A 21,713-nucleotide genomic window follows, 5' to 3' on the forward strand; every position below is an offset into this window, starting at 1 on the left:
TTTATACTCCCCAATCTCTAGGATATCTAAACTCTCTCCCTATAGTTCTTGTTGACACCTTTGCTATTAAAGGAAGTTTTCTTTTATATTGAGACATTTTAATTTTCCAAATAACTTTATTTACTACTTCTTCTGGATAACCCATTTTTATAATATTTTCTTTTTTTTCTCTCTCATCTATTAATAAAAATAAAATCTCATCTGCTAATTTATATGAAAATCCTAATTCACTTTCATCAGTTTGACCTTCCCATAAGTCAGCACTTGGTTTTTTGTCAATTAGTGCTTGAGGAACACCTAAATGTTTTGATAGTTCCCAAATTTGTGTTTTATATAAATCTCCTATCGCGTTAATTGCGGAAGCAGCATCTCCAAATTGAGTGCTGTATCCTAATAGCATTTCAGTTTTATTTGATGTTCCTAATACCAAAGCTTTTTCTTTAGCAGAATAGTCAAATAAGATACACATTCTTTCTCTGGCCATTCTATTTCCTTTTCTTAATCCATCCATATCTGGATTCATTTGAAAATACGGCTCTACCATTGGAGTTATCTCTATAACTTTTGATTTTATTCCCAAATCTTTTACAACTAATTCAGCATGTTCTACACTTTCTTTACTAGAAGATTTATAAGGCATTAATATACCTAAAACATTTTCAGATCCAAAAGCTTTCGCTGCTAAATAAGCTACCAATGCTGAATCTATTCCTCCAGAAAGTCCAAGAACTACTTTTGTAAATCCAACTTTATTAGCCTCTTCCTTTAAAAAATTTACTAATATTTTTTCAACTAAATTTAAATCTAAATTCAATTTACAACTCATTTTTTTCTCCTACTTGTATAAGTTTTTTATTTCTTCAGCTATATCCATATCTAAGCCAAATTTTCCTAACTTACAAGCTCTATAATCTCTTAAAAGTGTATACGTAGCTTGTTGTACATTTAAATTTCCACCTTTTTGTAACATGTTCATTCTAAGAGCTATTGATTCTATTATTGCTCCACTTACTTGATCAAAGTCTTCTTCTAAAAGCTTATATTTTTCTTTTAAAACATTCTTTTTTCCCATTTTTAACATTTTTTCAATTAAAACACAAGCTACTTCATCTATTGGAAGAATCTCATCTCTTATTGCACCAGTTATTGCCAAATTATAACCAACTTCTTGATTTTCAAATTTTGGCCATAAAATACCCGGAGTATCTAGTAACTCTAATCCTTCTTTTATTCTAATCCATTGTTTTCCTCTTGTAAATCCAGGTTTATTTCCAACACCAGCACTATTTTTACCAACGATTCTATTTATTAATCTTGATTTTCCAACATTTGGAATCCCTGCCACCATAAGTCTGGTATTTACTTTTCTTAAACCTTTTTTCATTAACTTTTCTTTTTTCTCTTTTGAAACTTTATCTATGATTGTGTAAAGAGTCTTTATATTAAAACCTGTTTCAGCTGATAATTCTAAAACTTCATCTGCAAAATTATTCTCTTTAAAGAATTTTTTCCAAAAATTAATTTCTTCTTTTGTAACTAAGTCAGATTTATTTATTACAATTACTCTTTTTTTATTTTTTGCAAAACCAGCTATATCAGGGTTTTTACTTGATAAAGGAATTCTTGCATCTACAACCTCTAGAACAATATCTATTAATGGCATATTCTCCTTAATTAAATCCTTTGTTTTTTTCATATGCCCTGGATACCAGTTAATTTTTGTCATCGACATTTTTACTCACCTCTATTTTTCATTACCCTTTATTAAAAGAACAATCTCTCCCTTTATTGGATTTTTCTCTAATTTTTCTATTAATTCAGTTGTTGTCCCTCTTAAAATCTCTTCATATATTTTTGTTATTTCTCTAACTATCACTACTTCTCTAATCCCTATAAATGTTTCAATATCTCTTAGAGTCTTTTCTATTCTATGAGGAGATTCAAAAATAACTATAGTTCTTTCCTCTGTAGCTAAAGATTTTAAAAGAGTCTGTCTACCTTTTTTCTTTGGCAAAAAACCTTCAAAACAAAATCTTCTTGTTGATATTCCTGCTACTGATGCTGCCGCCGTCATCGCACTTGGTCCAGGAATAGGTATAACTTTTATACCCCTTTTTAAAGCTTCATCCACTACTTCAAATCCTGGATCTGATATGCAAGGTGTCCCCGCATCTGTTACTAATGCAATTTTATTTCCATTCTCTAGCATATTTGCTATATTTGATACTTGATGCATTTTTGTATGTTCATCATATCTATAAACTATTTTTTCAATTCCTAAATGGTTTAACAACTTTTTTGTTACTCTTGTATCTTCTGCAAAAACAAAATCTACCTCTTCAAAAGTTTTTATAGCTCTTAAAGTTATATCATCTAAATTCCCTATGGGAGTTGCTACTATATAAAGCATTTTTTACCTCATTTCCCTCTATTTTTTCTGTAAAAGTTTATTCATTTCTTCAACAGCTTTATCTAATTGAATATCACCCTTTGATATTATTTTTTTAGCTTCTTCTTCGCCTTTTACCTCTTTTATAATTTCATTTCTATTCTCTTTTGTTTCATCTTCATTTACATTAGTTACAAAACCATTAAAAAATAAAAAGTCATCTTTTTCTTCTACTAATATATCAGGCTCAATTCCTTTTCCATGAATAGAAACTCCGCTTGGAGTATAATATTTTGCTATAGTAAGCTTTATTCCATCACCATCAGGTAAAGGTAACAATGTTTGAACACTTCCTTTTCCAAATGATTTTTCTCCAATTAAAACTCCTCTTTTATAATCTTTAATTGCTCCAGAAACAATTTCAGAAGCAGATGCACTACCTTCATTTATTAAAACTATAAGTGGAAAATCCCCAAAATATTTACCTTCTCTATATGCTATTTCTTCCTCTCCTGTTTTTCCTTTTGTACTTACTATTTTTCCTTCTGGGATAAACATAGATGAAATTTTTACTGCTTGCCCTAGAGATCCTCCTGGATTACTTCTTAAATCAAGAATTATTCCTTTAGCTCCTTTTTTTAATAAACTTTCTAGATCTTTTCTTACGTCTTTATAAACATCTTCTCCAAATTGAGTTAACCTTAAATATCCTATGTCTTTTCCAATCATTTTACTTTTTACATATTTTAATTGAATAATCGATCTTTTTAATTCAACATCTTTGGTTTCTTTTGCTTCTTCTCTATAAACCGTAAGTTTTACAGATGTTCCTGGTTCACCTTTTAATTTTTTTACACTTTGCTCACTAGTTAACTTGTATGTACTTTCCCCATCTATTGCTATAATCTTGTCCTTAGCTCTTATTCCTGCCAAATATGCTGGAGTATCTTCTATAGGTGACACTACTATTAAAGGTTCATCTGATTTTTTTTGAATAACCATTCCTACTCCAGCATATTTACCTTCAATATCCTCTTTGAAGCTTTCCAATTCTTCTTTTGTAAAATAATTAGAGTGAGGGTCATCTAAAGATTCCATCATTCCTTTTAATGCACCTTGCATAAGAGTCGTATTTGTTGGATCTTTTTCAGTTCCTACATGATTTTCTTTTATAATGTTCATAATATCTGAAAGTTCTTTTAACTCTTTTATATTTGAAATAAATCCATTATCAACAGAATACGACGGCACTGTGTTTGCAATCATAACTCCTGATAAAAGTAGTGCTACTCCAGTATTTCTCAACAGTTTTATCATATGGCTCCTCCCAAGTTTTTTCCTTGTTTTACAACTGATTCTACGTTGATGTGAGACTCCTCTTCTCCAATCTCAAATAAAGATATATATTCAATATTTCCTTTTGTTCCCGTTATTGGTGAAAAATCTAATGATTTCAATCTAAGACCTGATTTTTTAGCTTCCTCTATTACCATTTCTATTGCCATTATATGTTTCTTACTATCTTTTACTATTCCACCCTTTTCAATATTTTCTTTTCCTACTTCAAATTGTGGTTTTATTAGTGCCATTAACTTTGTTTCTTCTTTAAAAAATTTTATTAAGTGCTCTATAACTTTAGTTATAGATATAAAAGAAACATCCATAACTATGTAATCAACCTTTTCATTATTTAAATTATTTAGTGTTAAATCTTTTATATGAGTATTCTCTAATGATTTTACTCTAGAATCATTTCTTAATTTCCAATCTAATTGATTAGTTCCCACATCTACTGCATAAACAAAAGCAGCTCCATTTTGTAAAGAACAATCTGTAAAACCACCTGTTGAAGATCCTACATCAAGTACTATCTTATCTTGTAAATTTAAATTAAAAACATTAATAGCTTTTTCTAATTTTAGTCCTCCACGACTAACATATTTACAAGCATCACCTTTTACTCTTATTATAGGTTCTTCATCTATTTTTATAGATGTTCCTGGTTTATCTATTTTTTTTTCATTTATTATAACTAATCCAGCCATAATAGCTCTTTTTGCTTTTTCTCTAGTTTCGTAAAATCCTTTTTCAACTAGTAGAACATCTACTCTTTCTTTCATTATTTTCCTTCCTTTTCAAAAATCTTATCATCCTCTAAATAATTTAATAGAGGATTTTCTAAAATAAGATTTTCAAATCCCAATCTATCAACTGCTTTTATTAATTTTTCAGTTTCTCTAACTCTTTTTGTAAAAAAATCATCTCCTATAGGAATCTTCTTTTTACTTTTATAATATCCCAACAATTGCTTTGTATTTTTTAATCTTAATTCATGCTTTGCTCTTTTTAATCGATCTTTTATAACTCCTGTTGTACAATTAAACTTTTTAGCTACTTCGTCTATATTCATTCCCTCACTCATTAGCTTTAAAATCTTATCTGCTCCAATAGGATTTATTCTATGATATTTTGCAGAATACATATCTGCTCTATGAACAATATGAGCTTCTTTAGTGTTAGGTTGAATTTTTCCCCATTTACCATGATGTGATATAACAATGTGTGTTATATTCTTCTTTATTTTATCTACTATTTTTAAATCTAAAACCTCTTCAATTTCTGATAAAACCCTTTCAGCTTCTTTGATGATATATTCAGGTTTTTTGATCATCATTTGAGAATGTGAAAGTTTTTCATCAGCCTTCCTTATACTTCCTTTGCTCAAATCATGAATAATTACTCCTACAACAATTGAAAAAAATTCAACCTTTTCTCTTGCTTCTCTTAAATCTCTATAATCTCTTCTTATCTCTTCAAAAGATATTTTTAAAACATCATATGTATGAGTTGTTACTTTAACCCCTTGATCATCATGATGATCTAAATCTAAAACCATCTCATGGTTTAATAGAAGTTTTATAAACTTCAGTGCATTGCTATTTTTCGCCATTAATGCTACCCTCAATTCTCTCTATTAGTTTTTTACCTCTTAGACCATAATCCTCTAACAGTGCATTTCTTGATCCATGAGGTATTGCTACGCTATCTAAAGCTATTATATTTATATTAATTTTCATTTTTTTCTCATTTAAAAATCTTAATACTTCGTTTCCAAAGCCACCTCTTTCGTATCCATCTTCAAAGGTGAATATATTATCATATTTGGAAAATTCATTAAAAATAAAATCTTCATCTAAAGGTCTTATTGAAGAACAATTTACTATAGCTCCATCTAAGCCTTTTTCTAAAAGTTTATTCTCTATTTCTAAAATTTCTTTTAGCATTGCTCCAGTCACAAGATAAAGATTTTTTTTTCCTTTTCTTATTTCATTCCACTTTCCTATTTTAAATTTACAATCTATTTTATTTTCAATTTCAAAAGCCTTGCCTCTTGGGAATCTAATTACTAATGGTCCCTCTTGAAAATCTTTTGAAAATTCTAGCATCTCTTCTAACTCTTTTCCAGTTGATGGTGCTAAAACTCTAAAATTTGGCATACTTAAAAACATATTTATATCATGTATTCCTTGGTGAGTTTTTCCATCTTCACCTACTATTCCTGCACGGTCAACTATAAATCTCACTGGTAAATTTTGTAATCCCACGTCATGGATTAATTGATCTAAAGCTCTTTGAAAAAATGTTGAATATATTGCTACATATGGTTTTTTCCCAGAAATTGCTAGACCTGCTGAAAATGTAACTCCATGACCTTCAGCTATCCCTACATCTATACACCTATTTTTAAATCTATTTTGAAACTCTCCTAAACCAGTTCCCTTTACCATTGCTGCAGAAATAGCATAAATATCACTATCTCTCTCTGCTAAAGATACTAATTTTGAACCAAAAATACTAGAGTATGTCTTACCGCCAACTTCAACCTCTCCCGTTTCTGGGTTAAAGGGTGAAATTCCGTGGAACTTTTCTTTATTCTCTTCTGCCAATTGATATCCTTTACCTTTTTCAGTTTTTATATGTATAAAAACTGGTCCTTCCATTTCTTTAGCTATAGTTAATGTTTTTAAAATCTCTTCTAAATTATGACCATCTATTACACCTAAAAATTGATAACCTAAAACTTCTGATATGCTTGAAGGTAAAAAGAACTGCTTTACAGAATACTCTATTCTTTCTAAAATATTTTTTACTTGATTTCCAACTTTCCCTTTACTTATAACACTTCTAATATCTTTTCTTATATTCATATAAGCATTACTTATCATTAGTTTTCCAAAAAATTTAGATAAAGATCCTACATTTTCACCAATTGACATTTCATTATCATTCAAGATAATTATCAAATTCTTTAAATTTCCACCTATATTATTTAAAGCTTCTAATGAATGACCATTTGCAATAGAGGCATCTCCAATCACAACAATAACTTTATTATCAGGATTTGCCTTAGCTATTCCTGCTCCAGCTGAAAGAGCACTTCCAGCATGTCCTGCTATAAAAAAGTCAAATTCACTTTCTTTAGGATCTGAAAATGGCCCTATTCCACCTTTAGTTCTTAAAGTTTTAAACTTTTCTTTTCTTCCCGTTAATAACTTATAAACATAAGATTGATGTCCAACATCAAATAAAAGTTTATCTTTTGGTAAATCAAAGACTTCTACTATTCCTTGAGTTAATTCAACTACACCTAAATTTGGTGCCAAATGCCCACCATTTTTACTTGTTATTTCCACTAATGTATCTCTAATTTCTTGGCTTTCTCTTTGCAACTTATTTATATATTCTTTATCTACCCTCATCTTTTTCCATCCTTAAGCTTGAATATAACCTTTAAATAAAAAGGCTACAACCACTCCTAATATAGCCCCTACTAATACTTCTAATGGACTGTGTCCTAAAAGTTCTTTTAATTTTTCATCATGTAATCTCTCTCCAACTTTTGCTGCAAACCTGTCTAATAGAGTATTTAAAAGTCCAGCATGCTTTCCTGCGGCCCTTCTAATTCCTGCAGCATCGTACATTACTACTCCCGCTAAAACAAAAGATATGGCAAATATTGTACTTTGTGTTCCATGAGCTAAACCTATTGCTGTACTTAACGATGCCATAGTTGAAGAGTGGGAGCTTGGCATTCCTCCAGTTTCAAAAATTCTTTTCATATTTAATTTTTTATCAATAAATATTGTAGTTACAACTTTATAAAACTGAGCTATAAACCAAGCTACAAATACTACATCTAGAATTCTATTCCCTAAAATTATTCCTCTTTCCATAGTTTCCCCACTCTCTTTTTATTTTTATTTAACTGCTTTTAATTCTAGTGATATTGTTGGTTTATCTTGGTTCTCTTTATAGAATATTATAGTTCTTCCAATAATTCCTACAACTTCTGCCTCAATAGCTTCAGCAATTTCATATGCCACTTCATTTTTGTCTACTTCTGAATTTTGAAGTATTTTTACTTTTATAAGCTCTCTCGGTGTAAGCGCTTCTAAAACACCCTGTGCTAAAGTTTCTGAAAATCCTTCTTTTCCAATTCTAAATATTGGCTCTAAATTGTGAGCTCTCTTTCTTAAAAATGCTCTTCTTTTACTTGTTAAACTCATTTTATCTCCTCTTTACTCTTTATTAATAATATTTTTATACATCCATAATTATAGGTAAAATTACTGGTGTTCTTTTTATCTTATTATAGAAAAACTTACCTGCTACATCTCTAACACTATTTTTGATTACAGTCCAATCTTTTATTGCACTATCTTCAAACTCTTTTAGTTTTACTTTAATCTGTTCATTAGCTTCATTTAATATTTCATCTGAATCTCTCGAATAAACAAAACCTCTAGTTACAATATCAGGTCCACTTAAAACTTTTCCAGTTTCTTTATCTAAAGTAAATACAACAATAACTACTCCGTCTTGTGATAACTGCTGTCTATCTTTTAAAACTATATGACCTATATCACCAACACCAAGACCATCAACTAATGTTGCTCCTGCATTAACTTTTCCTTTTATTTTCGCACTAGTTTTTGTTACTTCTACCTTACTTCCATTTGTTGCTATAACTATATTTCCCTTTGGAATTCCTGTTTCAATAGCTGTTTCTTTATGTGCTTTTAACATTTTAAATTCACCGTGAACTGGCATAAAATTCTTAGGTTTTATTAGATTAAGCATTAATTTTTGTTCCTCTTTACTTGCGTGACCTGAAACGTGAATTCCTGCTATTTTTTTAAATACAACTTCTGCCTCATATTTTAAAAGGCTATTTATATTGTTTGATACAGCTCTTTCATTTCCTGGAATTGGAGTCGCTGAAATTATAACAGTATCTCCCTCTTTTACTTTAGTATGCTTATGCATATTTTTAGCTATTCTTGATAAAGCTGCCATTGGTTCACCTTGAGTTCCTGTACATAAAATAACGACTTTATTATCTCTCATTTTATCTACATCAGAAAGATTTATCATAATATTTTCTGGTAATTTTAAATATCCAAGTGTTGAAGCAATATCAAAAACTTTTATTAAACTTCTACCATCTATTGCAATTTTTCTTCCATGTTCATGAGCTATATTTACAATTTGTTGAAGTCTATGTACATGTGAAGCAAAAGCTGCAATTATAATTCTTCCTTTTGCTTTTGCAAATTCAACTTTGAAAGCTTCTCCTACACTTCTTTCAGAGGGTGTAAACCCATCTATTTCTGAATTTGTAGAATCTGAAAGTAATAAATCTACTCCCTCTTCACCTATTTGTGCAAGTCTTAAAAAGTCTACTCCATCTCCATCTACTGGAGTTAAATCTATTTTAAAGTCACCTGTATACATAACTCTTCCAGCAGGCGTTGTAACGACAACAGCATAAGCATCAGCTATAGAGTGAGTTACTCCTACAAATTCAACTTCAAAATATTTTCCTACTCTTATTTTATCTCTTCCTTTTACTTCTCTCATTTTAGGAAGTATTTTAGAAACTTCTCCACTTTCAAACTTAGCCTTTATTAAAGCTAAAGTTAATTTTCCACCATGAAGAGGTACATTTTTATCAATTTTTTGATATAAATAAGGTACTGAACCAATATGATCTTCATGTCCATGAGTTATAAATAACCCTTTTATCTTATCTTTATTACTTTCTATATAACTAAAATCTGGAATTACTAAATCTATTCCTAATAATCCATCATCTGGAAATGTTACTCCAGAATCTATAATTATAATTTCATCTCTATATTGAACCAATGTCATATTTTTTCCAATTTCATCTAAACCACCTAAAGGAATAACATACATCTTTTCCTCTTTTTCAGTTTTTAAAACTGGTTTTTTTATTTCCTCTTGAATCTCTACTTTTTTAACTGGTGCTCTTTTTTTAGTTGGTTGAGATACTGTTTTTACCTCAGTTGTTTTTCTCACTTCATTTGTTGTTTCCACAGTTGGAGTTTTTTCTCCCTGCTTACCTTTATTATAATATTTTCTTCGTCTTGGTTTCTTTTTTGCTACTTCTTTCTCCTTTTCAACAATATTTTCTAAATTCATTTCATCTCCTCATTGTAATATTCCAAATATTTGTCCACAAATTTTTTAGCGACTCCTCCAGCGACACGTCCTCCTCCTCCAGCTCCTTCTAATAGAACTGTAAATACAATTTTAGGTTGCTTATCCGCTGGAAAATACCCTGCAACAAGAGCATGCGTTTCATCAAATCTTGAATTTTGAGACGATCCACTTTTTGCTCCTATAACCAATCCAGGAGTTCTTAATGCTTTTGTTGTTCCATTATCTTTTTCTACTGTATTTATTAATGCTTTATTCAAGGCATCATAATACCAACTTGGATAATTATTTTCATATAAGATCTCTGGTTTTATTTCTATTTTTTCATTTCCATTCTCCATATAATCCACAACATGTGGAACATATGCTTTTCCTCTGTTTGCAAGCCCCATATAAGATACAGCAACCTGCATTGGTGTAGCTAAAAGATACCCTTGTCCTATTGATAAGATAATCGTATCCCCTTTAAACCATCCCTGCTTAAATCTTTTCTTTTTCCATTTTTCGCTTGGCAATATTCCAGCTCTTTCTCCAAAAACATCCACTTTAGACAATTTTCCATAGCCAAAATTTCCTGCTACTTCTATAATTGGCTCATGTCCAAATTGATCAGCATATTTATAATAGTATGGATTAACAGATTCTACTATTGATTTTTCAAAATCAACAGTTCCATGTCCACCCTTTTTCCATGCTCTCCAACTCCATTTACCAATACTATAAACTCCATTATCATAAATTTTTGTTTTTGGATCTAACCCATTATTAAAAAATGCAAAAGCCGAAAATGGTTTAAAAACTGAACCAGGAGGATATTCTCCTGATATACTTTTATTTGTTAGTGGTTTTCTTGCATCATTTGTTATTTGATCCCAATCCTCTTGAGAAATTTTAGAGCTAAATGTTGTTAATGAATATGTAGGATAACTAACCATTGTCAATACTTTTCCAGTTTGTGCCTCAATTGCTATTAATGCTCCTGATAAATTTTCCTCTTCAAAAACTTTTTCCATATATTTTTGTAGTCTCATATCTAAAGAAAGATGTAAATTATACCCTGGAATAGGATCCTTACTTTTTTCAATTTTTTGTGCCTTATTTAAAGCATTAACCTCAATATAATCATATCCAGGTTTTCCCTTCATTTGAAAATCATATATCTTTTCAATCCCAGTTTTTCCAACTATATCTCTTGGAGAATAACCTTCATCTTTAAGCGTTTCATACTCTTTTTCTGTTATTTTTTTTACATACCCTATTGTATGGGCCGCTAATGAGTCATATATATATTTTCTCTTAGAATAACTTTGTACTTCTAAATATGAATAATCTCCAATTTTTTCCATTAATTTATGAGCTAAATCTAAATCCAAATCTTCTACTAATATATTTTCTTTAGTGTAAGGTACTATTTCTCCATATTTTATTCTTCTTTGTAAATACTCCTCACTATATCCAGTTACTTCACTCATCTCTTTTAATTGTTCACTACTAACAGTTCTTTGATTTAGATAAACCAATCTATAACCCAACGTATTTGTTACAACTAACTCGCCATTAGAGTCATATATATTTCCTCTTTCAGCATCAATTTTTCTCAATTTAACTCTATTTTTTTGAGCTAAATAGTTATATTTATCTTTTTGTAAAATTTGTAAATATGCCATTCTAGATCCTAGTAAAACAAATACTAGAAATACAAATACCTTATATATTTCTCCTCTAAATTCAAAGCTTTTCCCTAACTTTATTCCTAGATCTTTTTTCACTTAGTTGCTCTCCTCATATATAATAAATTAATTATAAAATAAAATGCTGAAAGAAATAACATATTAACTATAATAAATGGACTTCCTATAAAAAATTTCCAAGCTAGTATTTGTAAGAGTGAAAGTATATATAGATTTCCAATATTATAATCAAAATTTATAAAATATAAGTGATAAAAAACTATATTTACACCTATGAATAAAAATGAAAAAGCAGGTTCTCTTGAATGTAAAGCTAATATAATTGCCAGCACTGGAAATAAAAATGCTATTTTTTTATCTTTTCTATAAGACAAATACGCCAAATAAGGCATTATTAAAAATCCTTTTGATGTTGTTTGAGGAATATTATCCAATATAAAAATGAATAAAATCGAGATAAAATCTAGCATTTTCACTCCTTTTCAATTTTAATCTATTAAAACATTTATTTTATTATTTAAACTATTATTTTCTAACATATTAGTTATATTTAATTTCTTTGCAATTTTTAATGCTGTATAATAATCTTCACTATTATATTCAATTACAGATTTCTCTAATTTTTTTGAATCATCTTTTAAAGTTACATTTTTATATCCAGAACTTTCTAAATCTTTTAGTGCCGCTTTAGCTTCAGCTGAAGCCCCTTTTATTTCAATTTTAAAATCAATATCTTTTTCTTTTCCTAAAATTAAAACAACACTTGCTAAAGTTGGGATATCACTATCTTCTTTTATTTTAAAATATTTTTCATTAACATTTGCTAGTATATTCTCTATGTTTTCTTTACTTATTTCATTAATTTTAATCAAACTATAATTTGTGTTTTTTTCATAATTAGCAGCTGTATATGTTAATGCAAGCTTATTTTTCAAATTTTCTCCCGTTTTTCTAGCATAGCCACCAACACCATTAGCATTTAATATATCCACTACTAAATTAGTTGATCCTTTTAATTCTCCTCCATATAAATCAGCAAATAAAGATTGTGTTCCTGATGTTAATATGTACTTTTTATCATCGATGACCATCTCAGGAATGTTTCTTGCGTTCTTTACATTTAATGATATCTCACTATATTTTACAACTTTATAGTTCTGAACTTTTTCTGGTAAAAAATTATTTATAGAATCTATAACCATTTTATAATTTTTAGAATCTACTAATTTTTTTATTGTTGTTTCTTTATCAACTTGAACATCAAAAGGTATTTTTACTGCTAATTTATCTTCGTAAACTACAATAATATTATTTTTTCCTATTATTGCATATCTGTCCCAATTTTCTAAATTCTTATTACTCTTATTTAAGTTATATGTCAAAAATACTCCTAACATACCAATTACTATTATTGCTAATAATAATCCACCTAGAGCTTTTCCAGCTTTTCTTTTTTGTCTTTTAATCCCTTTTTCCCTTCTCATTTGCGATTAGTAACTCCTTTTCTAAATTTGAAATTTCTACTTTTACTAATTCATTTACACCAGATGTTGCATTTAAAGTTTTTACTCTTAAATAGTTTGGACTATAACCATAAGAGCATCCATCCTCTTTAACCTCTTCCACTAGAACTTCTAGTTCTTTTCCTATGTATTTTTGTCTTCTTTCTATTCCCATATCTTTTCTTAAAGTTTCTAAAATTTCAGCTCTTTTCTTTTTTATACTATTATCTATTTTATCTGTAAAAGTATTTGCTAAAGTTTTTTCTCTATCTGAGTACTGGAATACATGTAGGTCAGAGAATCCAATTCTCTTTATTACTTCATATGTATTATTAAACATCTCCTCTGTTTCTCCTGGGAATCCAACAATTACATCAGCTGTATACTCCATATTTTCAACATTTTCTCTAAGTTTTATTAATCTTTCTTGTATAAGCTCAGCACCATAATTTCTTCTCATTCTCTCTAAAACTGTATTATCACAAGATTGTAAAGAGATGTGTAAATGAGGCATTAATTTTTTATTGTTTTTCATAATTTCAATAAATCTATCTGAAATTTTATCAGGATACATTGATCCTATTCTTACTCTTTCAACTCCATCTAATTTTACTACTGTTTCTAAAAGAGTCTCTAAACTTACATCTGAATTTAAATCTTCCCCATATGCTCCTAAATTTATACCAATTATTATAAATTCTTTAAATCCCTCTTTAGTTAAAACTTCAATTTCTTTACAAATACTTTCTAATGAACGTGATCTACTTTTTCCTCTTCCAAAAGGTATTTTACAATATGAGCAAAAATTATTACATCCATCTTGTATCTTTATATAAGCTCTTGACATCTCTCTTAATGTTGCAAATTCATATTCTTCATAAGTTCTTTCTTCAAAAATATTTTCTGTCAATACTTTTGATTTTTTATTTTCTATATCTTGAATAAAATCAACTAATCCACTTTTATTACTATTACCAACAACAAAGTCTATTTCCTCAATTTCTAATAACTCTTTAGAGTTTGTTTGAGCATAACATCCCGTAACAATAACTATTGATTCTGGATTCATTTTTTTAGCTCTTCTTAATACATTTCTCGTCTTTTTATCAGCAATACTTGTCACTGTACATGAGTTTACGATGTATATATCTGATTTATTTTCAAATTCTTCCTCTTCATAACCAATTTTTATTAATTGATTTTTTAAACTTTCACTTTCATATTGATTCACTTTACATCCTAAAGTATAAAATGCAACTTTTTTATTGTTAAAATTCATTTACTAATACTCCTCCTACTATAATTGAGGCAGTTTCAGCTCTTAATATTCTCTTCCCCAAAGATACTGGTATAACACCATTAGCTTTTAAGAACTCAATCTCCTCTTTTTCAAATCCCCCCTCTGGACCAACTATATATAAAACCTTTTTAGGTTTGCTTTCTAGTTTATTTAAAATATTTCTTAACGAGTTTTCTTCTTCACACTCATATGGAACAATAGCTAAATCATACTCTTCTAAATTTAGTTCACCTATTTTTTTAGGTTCTGAAATTTCCACTAATTTAACTGCCTGACATTGTTTTGTAGCTTCTCTAACAATTAAATCCCACTTATCTTTTTTTTCAGTAATTTTAGCTACGCCTCTTTTTGTCAAAAGAGGTGTTATTTTTGTTATTCCAATTTCAGTTAATTTTTGAATCGTTAAATCCATTTTATCATTTTTTAAAATTCCAATAGCTGCTTCTATATAAATCTTAGATGAAAATCTATCTTCATTCTGTTCTATAATTTTTGCTTCTATTATTTTCTTATCTATATTTATTACTTCACAAATATATTCATACTCTCCATCTACTGCTCTTATTATTTCACCAGTTTTTATTCTAAAAGCATTTTTCAAATGGTTTATATCATTTTTATCTACTATTTCTATTATTTCATTTGCTATATTCTCTTTAGATATTATAACACTTATCATTATAAACTCCTATATCATATCCTTATTTTTTATTAGTTCTGCTAAAGTTGTATCTTCTAAAATTTTTGTCATTGCAATATCTAATTTACTCCATATACAAGTAGTAGAACACTCATCATCTACACATGAACAATTCTTACTTTTATTATTTTCATTACAATCAATAACTTTTACTTCCTCATCTAATATTTTATATAATTCATGAAGCGTTATATCTTCAGGATTCATAGATAATTTATATCCTCCATTAGGGCCTCTTTTCCCTTGAATTATATTTTCATTTTTCAACTTAAATAAAATTTGTTCTAAATACTGTACTGAAATATCTTCCGATTCTGATATCTCTTTTATACGAGCTAAGTTTCCTTTTTGAGAAGCTTCCGCTATATATACTAATGCTTTTACACCATATCTAACTTTTGTACTTATTTTCATCCTCTTACTCCTTTGTCTCAAAATGATTATAAGCTTTCTCTGTAACCATTCTACCACGACTAGTTCTCTTAATATAACCAATTTTTACCAAATAAGGCTCATAGACTTCTTCTATTGTTCTTCTATCTTCACCCAACATTAACGCCAAAGTTTCTACTCCAACTGGACCTCCACCATAATTTTCTATTATAGCTTTTATTATATCTCTATCTAACTCATCTAATCCTTGCTTATCAACTCCTAAAATACTTAAAGCTTTAACTGCGCTTTCAAAGTTGATAATACCATTTCCTTTTATTTCACAATAATCTCTTACTCTTTTTAATAATCTATTTGCTATTCTTGGAGTTCCACGACTTCTTAGAGCAATCTCTTTTGCTCCATCCTCTTCAACTTTTACTCCTAAAAGTGTTCCTCCTCTTTTTACTATACCTTCCAATTCCTCTTCTTTATAATAATCCATTCTATGAACAACACCAAATCTATCTCTCAATGGAGAACTTAATAATCCAGCTCTTGTTGTAGCTCCTATTAATGTAAAAGGAGGTAATTCTATTCTTATTGATCTAGCTGACGGTCCTTTTCCAATTATAATGTCTAACTCTCCATCTTCCATAGCTGGGTATAAAATCTCTTCTACAGATGTATTTAATCTATGAATTTCATCAATAAATAGTATATCGTTCTCTTCTAAAGATGTCAAAATAGCAGCTAAGTCTCCAGCTTTGTCCAATATTGGTCCTGAAGTTATTTTCAAATTAACTCCCATCTCTGTTGCAATTACTCCTGCTAATGTTGTTTTTCCCAACCCAGGTGGACCGTATAAAAGTATATGATCTATACATCCTCCCCTTTTTTTTGCAGCTTTTATGAAAATTTCCATTTTTTCTTTTAAAGATTCTTGTCCTATATACTCTGATAGACATTTTGGCCTTAAACTTTTTTGAACTTCCCCTTCAAATCCTAACTCTTCATTAGAAACTATTCTATCCATTTTTTCTCCTTAAATTAACACTGTTATTATGAATTGTGCAACACCTATAAGTCCACCTAAAATTGCTCCAATTATCTCTATATGTTTTAACTCCTTTTTAGCTAAAGAGAATGTTATTCTTTCTAATTCTTCTAATGAAAAAGCATCTACTTTTTCAACTATAATCTCTTTGAAATCAACATTTTTTTCTAAAGTTTCAAATAACATAGATATTATCTGATCTTTATTTTCCATTATTGATCCTTTTATTGCTTCCTTTATCTTATTTAAAGCAGATTCATTTAAAAACATAGCTATCATAGGAAATTTAGCAGTTATTTCTGATGCTAATTTCTTTTCTAATATACTATCTATTATTTTTTCCATTTGAATATCTAGGTTTGCATTTTCCAATTTTTTCATTATATCATCTATTGATATTAATTCTTTTTGAATTGTATCTGCTAAAGTTATTCCAATTTCATGTCTTCTTTTAGGTATTAATCCTTGAATTTTAAAAATCCCTAGATTTATCTCTTTATATGGTCTAAATAACATTTTTATAGCAATATAATTTGTAATCCATCCAATCATTGATCCAATAACAATTAAAAGTACCGCTTTTATCAACATTTTCTCACCTTTTCAATTCCTTATCAATTTTATAAATTATTATTTATTATACCATTTTATATTTATATCTCCAATACATTTTTTGCCCTTTTACTCTATATAAATCTTAATATTTTGGATTTTTTATTGTATTATTTTTTATTTATGCTATAATACTTTAAATAATTAAAAGGAGGAAAGTAATGAAGCAAAAAATAGTTTTTAATACAAATACATATTATTACTATTATTTAACCTAGGATTGGTATTTTTGTTTCATGAAAAAATACGAATCCATTTTGTGTTACTTTAATAGTAGTAAGTGGATTTGTTACATAGAACTGTTAATTTACAGCCTGTGGAGTTAATCCACAGGCTTTTTTGTTTTTATTTTAAATTTTATAGGAGGTTTTATTATGTCTATTTTAGAAAATATCGTCGATTTTTTTAATTCAATTCTTTGGGGGAAAAATATTTTAGTAGTTTTACTTATATCTTCAGGAATCTTTTTTACAATAAAAACTAATTTTGTTCAAATTCGTTTTTTAAAACACATGATTTTGCTATTAAGTGACAAATCAAATAATGATTCTGAAAACCTTTCTCCTTTCCAAGCTTTCTGTATAAGTACAGCTACTAGAGTTGGTGCTGGAAACTTAGCTGGTGTAGTTAGTGCTATTTCTATTGGAGGAGCCGGATCTATATTTTGGATGTGGGTTGTTGCATTTCTTGGATCCGCAACAGCATTTGTTGAAACAACATTGGCTATGATTTTTAGAGAAAAAGATAAAAGTGGACATTTTTATGGTGGACCGTGCTTCTTTTTAAAAAATGGTCTTGGTAAAAAAAGTTGGGGAATTGCATTTGTTGTTACTGGAATTATATGTTGGGCTGGTGTTTTACAAGTTGTTTCTAATTCAGTTACAGAGTCTTTTAATGTCGCTTTTAGCATAAGTCCTATAGTTATATCAATACTTTTAACTCTATTGGCCGCTATTGTTATATTTGGAAAAACAGATAAAACAGCTAAAGTTTTAGATAAAGTTGTTCCTATTATGGCTATTTTATACCTAGCTATTGTATTTTTTATAATTTTAAAAAATATTACACTTTTACCTCAAGTATTTTCACAAATTTTTTCTGAAGCTTTTGGAGTTAGACAAGGAGTAGGTGGAACTATTGGAGCCATTATTATGCAAGGAGTTAAAAGAGGATTATTTTCTAACGAAGCTGGAACTGGAAGTGCCCCTTGTGCTGCTGCTAGCGCTAATGTTTCACATCCTGTTCAACAAGGTTTAATTCAAAGTTTAGGGGTTTTTGTAGATACTTTTGTTATTTGTACTGCTACAGCACTCGTTATGTTATTAACTAAAAGTTCAGTTATTGAAGGTTTAAGTGGAATGGAACTTCTACAAAAATCTTTCAACTACCATCTAGGATCAACATTTGGTGAAATTTTTGTTGCTATTATACTTTTCTTATTTTGTTTTTCTACTCTTTTAGGAATTTGTTTCTATGGAAAAGTTAATGTAAAATTTTTAACTGATAAGGATTTTGGACAAACACTATTCAAAATATTTGCCCTTTCAATGATTTTTTTCGGTGGAATCCAACAAAATATATTTATGTGGAATTTAGCAGACCTTGGTTTAGCTCTTATGACGATTATCAATATGTCTGGTGTTCTCCCACTTTCTAAATTTGCGTTTGATTCTTTAAAAGATTACCAAAAAAGATTTAAAGTTGTCGAAGCTTAAAAATACTTGTAAATATTTTCTGGAATTTAATTATAAAAAAAGTAAGGGAAAATATATTTTCCCTTACTTTTTTTATCTATTTTGCATATTCTACAGCTCTAGTTTCTCTTAATATTGTAACTTTTATTTGTCCTGGATATTGCATTGTTTCTTCTATTCTCTTTGCTATATCTCTTGCCATTTTTGTAGCTGCATCATCTGATACAACTTCTGGATTTATTATAATTCTTATCTCTCTACCTGCTTGAATTGCGTATGAAGATTCAACTCCATCAAATGATGTTGCAATTTCTTCTAAACCTTCAAGTCTCTTTAAGTAAGTTGATAACGTTTCTCTTCTAGCTCCTGGTCTAGATGCTGATATCGCATCAGATGCCTGAACTAAAATAGCTTCAACGCTTTCAAATTCAACTTCATTATGATGTGCCATAACTGCATTTATAACAGCTGGTTTCTCTCCAAATTTCTTTAAGAATTCTCCACCTATTATTGCGTGTGATGCTTCTATATCATGATCTAAAACTTTCCCTACATCATGTAAAAGTCCTGCTCTCTTTGCTAATTTTGTATCTGCACCTAGTTCTGCAGCTAAATTAGCAGCTAACTTCGCTACTTCTATTGAGTGAGTTAACACATTTTGCCCATAGCTTGTTCTGTACTTTAATTTTCCTAAAGTTTTTATTATTTCCATATGCATACCTGGAATTCCTAACTCTAGTAAAGCTTGCTCTCCAGCTTCAACAATATCTTTATCAATTTCTTTTCTAGATTTGTTTACAACTTCTTCTATTTTTCCTGGATGAATTCTTCCATCATTTATAAGTTTTTCAATTGCTCTTCTAGCAACTTCTCTTTTTACTCCATCAAAACTTGATAAAACTACCGCTTCTGGAGTATCATCTATAATTATGTCAACACCTGTTAAAGCTTCTATAGTTCTAATATTTCTTCCCTCTCTACCAATAATTCTTCCCTTCATTTCATCGTTCGGTAAATTTACAACTGATACTGTTGCATCTGCTACAAATTCTGATGATGCTTTTCCTATTGCAGTAGAAAGTATTCTCTTTGATAATCTATCTTTTTCGTCTTCTAACTTATTTTCATACTCTCTTATAGCTAAAGCTGTCTCATGAACCAAGTCATCCTTTAATTTCGAGATTAACATATCTTTAGCTTCATTTTTTGTCATTTCAGAAATTCTTTCTAATGTCTCTTCTTGAACTTTCTTTAAATCTTCTATTTCTAATTTTTTATTCTCTAAGTTTTGATTAACTTCTTCTAGTTCAACAGCTCTACTTTCAACCTTTTCAATCTTTGATTCTAATGTTTCCTCTTTTTTTGCTAATCTTCCTTCTTTTTGTAAAAGTTCATTTTTAGCTATTTTTATCTCTTTTTCTGCTTCTTCTTTCATCTGATAAACTGTTTCTTTAGCTTTTAATTCCATCTCTTTACTCTTTGCTAACGACTCTTTTTCTGCTCTCTCTAAGATTTCTTTAGCTTTTATTTTAGCTTTTAACTTTTCATCTTCTAAGTTATTAAGCTCCTCTATCTTCTTATCTATAGTTGATTTTTTATACATAATACTAAATATTATTGCAAACCCTACTATAGCTAATCCAACTCCTAATATTAAGTTCATAGTCTCTCCTTTTTGTAAATATTATCTAAAACTAGCTATTGCTTCCTCTTCTGTTGAGTAAATATCGAATAATTCGTCTAATCCTATCATTTCAAATATAGTTTTTATATGATCATTTAATCCAACTAATTTTATATCTCCACCTAAATCTCTTACAACTCTTAATTTTCCTCTTAAAATTCCCATTGCTAAACTGTTTATATGAACTAAATCTGCAAAATCTATAACAAATTTATTAATGTCAAGCTCTATTTGCTTAGCTATTCTTTCCTTTAATTTCGGTGCAACTAACGCATCTAATTCTCCACATACCTTTATTACTCTTATATCATCCACTGTTTTTTCAATTATTTCAAAATTTGTAGTCATTTAAATTTCCTCCTTAACTCTCTTCTCAACTTTTATTTTTGTTCCATTAATCTTTTTTTCAACTTTAAAATTATCTGCCATAGCTTTCGCTAAGAAAAGTCCCATTCCGCCTTCATCTTTACTAATTTTAGATTCATCAAATCCGACACCATTATCTTCAACAACTAAATGAATAATATCGTTATTTTTTTGAAGCTCTATAATTATATCACCAGATTTATACTCATAACCATGTTCTATAACATTTGTCGCCAATTCGTCAACAATTGATAAAATTTTCATTATATCTTTTTGCTCAACTTTTTGATGCTCTAAATATGTTTTAGTCATAGCCCTAATGATAGAAAGATTTTTTAAAGAGGATGGAACATACAGTTTTATTTCATTCTGCATTTTTTCACCTTCTCTCTGTAAATTTGGTTATTTTCCAATCACCATTTAAATATTTATACTCTACATTAAAATAAAAAATCTCTTCACCAAACCTCATTCCTATAGTATTTTTGCCTAAATTCTTAGAAATTTCTGGTTTTGTAAAGTAGAACTTTACTTTAGACAAGTCGTATTCTGAAAGTTTATTTATTGCAAATCTCTCACTAAGTGAGACATCTAAGCTTTCCTTTAGCCTTGTCACATTGTTCAGTTGTAAATCTTTTTGAATAAGCTCTAATTTAGAGACTAACTTTTCATCTACATTTAGTAAATTTTCATTATACCCTTTATCTAAATTTGAACAAGAAGCAGTCAAAACAATTAAAAATATAACATAAATCTTCTTTATCATTCAGCACTTCCTTTTAAAGCTTTTCTGTACAATAATACCATACGAATACCTTTTTA

At 28.9% G+C, this 21,713-nt stretch carries 23 protein-coding genes; 1 reads left to right on the forward strand and 22 read right to left on the reverse strand.

Translation table 11 applies throughout. From position 1 onward, the window contains the following. Position 1: 1 nt before the first annotated feature. Genes NON08_RS04140 through NON08_RS04225 form a run of 18 tightly spaced genes read right to left on the reverse strand, consistent with a single transcriptional unit; the run spans position 2 to position 17,126 of the window. Positions 2-826, reverse strand: a complete 825-nt coding sequence (locus NON08_RS04140) for an NAD+ synthase (RefSeq protein WP_256690208.1) — start codon at positions 824-826, stop codon at positions 2-4. Positions 827-835: 9 nt separating this feature from the next. Continuing rightward, on the reverse strand, positions 836-1,732 hold the full coding sequence (gene ylqF / locus NON08_RS04145) for a ribosome biogenesis GTPase YlqF (RefSeq protein ID WP_256690209.1): 897 nt from the start codon (positions 1,730-1,732) through the stop codon (positions 836-838). A gap of 12 nt (positions 1,733-1,744) precedes the next feature. Further along, on the reverse strand, positions 1,745-2,410 hold the full coding sequence (rsmI, locus tag NON08_RS04150; protein WP_256690210.1) for a 16S rRNA (cytidine(1402)-2'-O)-methyltransferase: 666 nt from the start codon (positions 2,408-2,410) through the stop codon (positions 1,745-1,747). An 18-nt stretch (positions 2,411-2,428) separates the two neighbouring features. Next, positions 2,429-3,706 carry a S41 family peptidase gene (locus tag NON08_RS04155; RefSeq protein WP_413774022.1) on the reverse strand — a complete coding sequence of 426 codons (1,278 nt, stop codon included), beginning with the start codon at positions 3,704-3,706 and terminating at the stop codon, positions 2,429-2,431. Next, entirely contained in the window at positions 3,703-4,509 is an 807-nt protein-coding gene (locus tag NON08_RS04160; protein WP_256690211.1) for a TlyA family RNA methyltransferase, read from the reverse strand. Before NON08_RS04160 ends, NON08_RS04155 begins: the two co-directional genes overlap by 4 nt. Continuing rightward, positions 4,509-5,339 (reverse strand): HD domain-containing protein, encoded by an 831-nt coding sequence (locus NON08_RS04165; protein WP_256690212.1) that lies wholly within the window; start codon positions 5,337-5,339, stop codon positions 4,509-4,511. The genes NON08_RS04160 and NON08_RS04165 overlap by 1 nt, the downstream gene beginning before the upstream one ends. Then, a complete protein-coding gene (gene dxs / locus NON08_RS04170) occupies positions 5,326-7,149 on the reverse strand; it encodes a 1-deoxy-D-xylulose-5-phosphate synthase (RefSeq protein WP_256690213.1) in 1,824 nt (607 codons plus the stop codon). The genes NON08_RS04165 and dxs overlap by 14 nt, the downstream gene beginning before the upstream one ends. Positions 7,150-7,161: 12 nt before the next feature. After that, complete coding sequence (locus NON08_RS04175; RefSeq protein WP_256690214.1) at positions 7,162-7,623, reverse strand: divergent PAP2 family protein; 462 nt, start codon at positions 7,621-7,623, stop codon at positions 7,162-7,164. 24 nt (positions 7,624-7,647) lie between these two features. After that, positions 7,648-7,956 (reverse strand): ribosome assembly RNA-binding protein YhbY, encoded by a 309-nt coding sequence (gene yhbY, locus NON08_RS04180; protein WP_256690215.1) that lies wholly within the window; start codon positions 7,954-7,956, stop codon positions 7,648-7,650. A 34-nt stretch (positions 7,957-7,990) separates the two neighbouring features. Continuing rightward, positions 7,991-9,895, reverse strand: coding sequence for a ribonuclease J (locus NON08_RS04185; protein WP_319941546.1), 1,905 nt, complete (start codon positions 9,893-9,895; stop codon positions 7,991-7,993). Further along, positions 9,892-11,682: a penicillin-binding protein 2 gene (gene mrdA / locus NON08_RS04190; RefSeq protein WP_256690216.1), complete on the reverse strand. Its 1,791-nt coding sequence runs from the start codon at positions 11,680-11,682 to the stop codon at positions 9,892-9,894. The genes NON08_RS04185 and mrdA overlap by 4 nt, the downstream gene beginning before the upstream one ends. Beyond that, positions 11,679-12,074: a hypothetical protein gene (locus tag NON08_RS04195; protein WP_256690217.1), complete on the reverse strand. Its 396-nt coding sequence runs from the start codon at positions 12,072-12,074 to the stop codon at positions 11,679-11,681. Before NON08_RS04195 ends, mrdA begins: the two co-directional genes overlap by 4 nt. Before the next feature lie 18 nt (positions 12,075-12,092). Beyond that, the gene (locus tag NON08_RS04200; RefSeq protein WP_256690218.1) at positions 12,093-13,088 is read right to left on the reverse strand and encodes a LytR family transcriptional regulator; all 996 of its coding nucleotides are present in this window, start codon (positions 13,086-13,088) and stop codon (positions 12,093-12,095) included. Next, complete coding sequence (gene mtaB, locus NON08_RS04205) at positions 13,066-14,385, reverse strand: tRNA (N(6)-L-threonylcarbamoyladenosine(37)-C(2))-methylthiotransferase MtaB (protein ID WP_256690219.1); 1,320 nt, start codon at positions 14,383-14,385, stop codon at positions 13,066-13,068. The genes NON08_RS04200 and mtaB overlap by 23 nt, the downstream gene beginning before the upstream one ends. Further along, positions 14,375-15,085, reverse strand: a complete 711-nt coding sequence (locus NON08_RS04210) for an RsmE family RNA methyltransferase (protein ID WP_256690220.1) — start codon at positions 15,083-15,085, stop codon at positions 14,375-14,377. The genes mtaB and NON08_RS04210 overlap by 11 nt, the downstream gene beginning before the upstream one ends. A gap of 9 nt (positions 15,086-15,094) precedes the next feature. Next, the gene (locus NON08_RS04215; RefSeq protein ID WP_256690221.1) at positions 15,095-15,520 is read right to left on the reverse strand and encodes an RrF2 family transcriptional regulator; all 426 of its coding nucleotides are present in this window, start codon (positions 15,518-15,520) and stop codon (positions 15,095-15,097) included. 4 nt (positions 15,521-15,524) lie between these two features. Beyond that, the gene (gene ruvB / locus NON08_RS04220) at positions 15,525-16,514 is read right to left on the reverse strand and encodes a Holliday junction branch migration DNA helicase RuvB (protein WP_256690222.1); all 990 of its coding nucleotides are present in this window, start codon (positions 16,512-16,514) and stop codon (positions 15,525-15,527) included. A 9-nt stretch (positions 16,515-16,523) separates the two neighbouring features. Beyond that, positions 16,524-17,126 carry a DUF445 domain-containing protein gene (locus NON08_RS04225; protein WP_256690223.1) on the reverse strand — a complete coding sequence of 201 codons (603 nt, stop codon included), beginning with the start codon at positions 17,124-17,126 and terminating at the stop codon, positions 16,524-16,526. 395 nt (positions 17,127-17,521) lie between these two features. Here NON08_RS04225 and NON08_RS04230 point away from each other — a divergent pair, with 395 nt between their 5' ends. Beyond that, complete coding sequence (locus NON08_RS04230) at positions 17,522-18,862, forward strand: alanine/glycine:cation symporter family protein (RefSeq protein WP_256690224.1); 1,341 nt, start codon at positions 17,522-17,524, stop codon at positions 18,860-18,862. A gap of 76 nt (positions 18,863-18,938) precedes the next feature. Here the strand turns inward: NON08_RS04230 and rny are convergent, their stop codons facing one another. From rny to NON08_RS04250, 4 genes are read right to left on the reverse strand one after another with little or no spacing between them, the layout of a single operon-like run. Continuing rightward, complete coding sequence (rny, locus tag NON08_RS04235) at positions 18,939-20,504, reverse strand: ribonuclease Y (RefSeq protein ID WP_256690225.1); 1,566 nt, start codon at positions 20,502-20,504, stop codon at positions 18,939-18,941. A 21-nt stretch (positions 20,505-20,525) separates the two neighbouring features. Beyond that, on the reverse strand, positions 20,526-20,873 hold the full coding sequence (locus NON08_RS04240) for an STAS domain-containing protein (RefSeq protein WP_256690226.1): 348 nt from the start codon (positions 20,871-20,873) through the stop codon (positions 20,526-20,528). Further along, positions 20,874-21,266, reverse strand: a complete 393-nt coding sequence (locus tag NON08_RS04245) for an ATP-binding protein (protein ID WP_023050292.1) — start codon at positions 21,264-21,266, stop codon at positions 20,874-20,876. A gap of 4 nt (positions 21,267-21,270) precedes the next feature. Then, entirely contained in the window at positions 21,271-21,657 is a 387-nt protein-coding gene (locus tag NON08_RS04250; protein WP_256690227.1) for a hypothetical protein, read from the reverse strand. Positions 21,658-21,713: the final 56 nt, after the last annotated feature.

It is taken from the genome of Cetobacterium sp. NK01 (assembly GCF_024506395.1).
In the GTDB taxonomy this organism is placed as follows: domain Bacteria; phylum Fusobacteriota; class Fusobacteriia; order Fusobacteriales; family Fusobacteriaceae; genus Cetobacterium_A; species Cetobacterium_A somerae_A.

What these genes read in the sequence shown, in the direction of transcription:
- NON08_RS04200 (WP_256690218.1), bottom strand. Translation starts at nt 13,088, where the DNA reads ATGAGAAGGGAAAAAGGGATTAAAAGACAAAAAAGAAAAGCTGGAAAA.
- NON08_RS04165 (WP_256690212.1), bottom strand. Translation starts at nt 5,339, where the DNA reads ATGGCGAAAAATAGCAATGCACTGAAGTTTATAAAACTTCTATTAAAC.
- NON08_RS04160 (WP_256690211.1), bottom strand. Translation starts at nt 4,509, where the DNA reads ATGAAAGAAAGAGTAGATGTTCTACTAGTTGAAAAAGGATTTTACGAA.
- ruvB (WP_256690222.1), bottom strand. Translation starts at nt 16,514, where the DNA reads ATGGATAGAATAGTTTCTAATGAAGAGTTAGGATTTGAAGGGGAAGTT.
- rsmI (WP_256690210.1), bottom strand. Translation starts at nt 2,410, where the DNA reads ATGCTTTATATAGTAGCAACTCCCATAGGGAATTTAGATGATATAACT.
- NON08_RS04225 (WP_256690223.1), bottom strand. Translation starts at nt 17,126, where the DNA reads ATGTTGATAAAAGCGGTACTTTTAATTGTTATTGGATCAATGATTGGA.
- NON08_RS04155 (WP_413774022.1), bottom strand. Translation starts at nt 3,706, where the DNA reads ATGATAAAACTGTTGAGAAATACTGGAGTAGCACTACTTTTATCAGGA.
- NON08_RS04195 (WP_256690217.1), bottom strand. Translation starts at nt 12,074, where the DNA reads ATGCTAGATTTTATCTCGATTTTATTCATTTTTATATTGGATAATATT.
- NON08_RS04140 (WP_256690208.1), bottom strand. Translation starts at nt 826, where the DNA reads ATGAGTTGTAAATTGAATTTAGATTTAAATTTAGTTGAAAAAATATTA.
- ylqF (WP_256690209.1), bottom strand. Translation starts at nt 1,732, where the DNA reads ATGTCGATGACAAAAATTAACTGGTATCCAGGGCATATGAAAAAAACA.
- rny (WP_256690225.1), bottom strand. Translation starts at nt 20,504, where the DNA reads ATGAACTTAATATTAGGAGTTGGATTAGCTATAGTAGGGTTTGCAATA.
- NON08_RS04245 (WP_023050292.1), bottom strand. Translation starts at nt 21,266, where the DNA reads ATGCAGAATGAAATAAAACTGTATGTTCCATCCTCTTTAAAAAATCTT.
- NON08_RS04175 (WP_256690214.1), bottom strand. Translation starts at nt 7,623, where the DNA reads ATGGAAAGAGGAATAATTTTAGGGAATAGAATTCTAGATGTAGTATTT.
- mtaB (WP_256690219.1), bottom strand. Translation starts at nt 14,385, where the DNA reads ATGAATTTTAACAATAAAAAAGTTGCATTTTATACTTTAGGATGTAAA.
- NON08_RS04210 (WP_256690220.1), bottom strand. Translation starts at nt 15,085, where the DNA reads ATGATAAGTGTTATAATATCTAAAGAGAATATAGCAAATGAAATAATA.
- NON08_RS04230 (WP_256690224.1), top strand. Translation starts at nt 17,522, where the DNA reads ATGTCTATTTTAGAAAATATCGTCGATTTTTTTAATTCAATTCTTTGG.
- yhbY (WP_256690215.1), bottom strand. Translation starts at nt 7,956, where the DNA reads ATGAGTTTAACAAGTAAAAGAAGAGCATTTTTAAGAAAGAGAGCTCAC.
- NON08_RS04185 (WP_319941546.1), bottom strand. Translation starts at nt 9,895, where the DNA reads ATGAATTTAGAAAATATTGTTGAAAAGGAGAAAGAAGTAGCAAAAAAG.
- dxs (WP_256690213.1), bottom strand. Translation starts at nt 7,149, where the DNA reads ATGAGGGTAGATAAAGAATATATAAATAAGTTGCAAAGAGAAAGCCAA.
- NON08_RS04250 (WP_256690227.1), bottom strand. Translation starts at nt 21,657, where the DNA reads ATGATAAAGAAGATTTATGTTATATTTTTAATTGTTTTGACTGCTTCT.
- NON08_RS04240 (WP_256690226.1), bottom strand. Translation starts at nt 20,873, where the DNA reads ATGACTACAAATTTTGAAATAATTGAAAAAACAGTGGATGATATAAGA.
- NON08_RS04215 (WP_256690221.1), bottom strand. Translation starts at nt 15,520, where the DNA reads ATGAAAATAAGTACAAAAGTTAGATATGGTGTAAAAGCATTAGTATAT.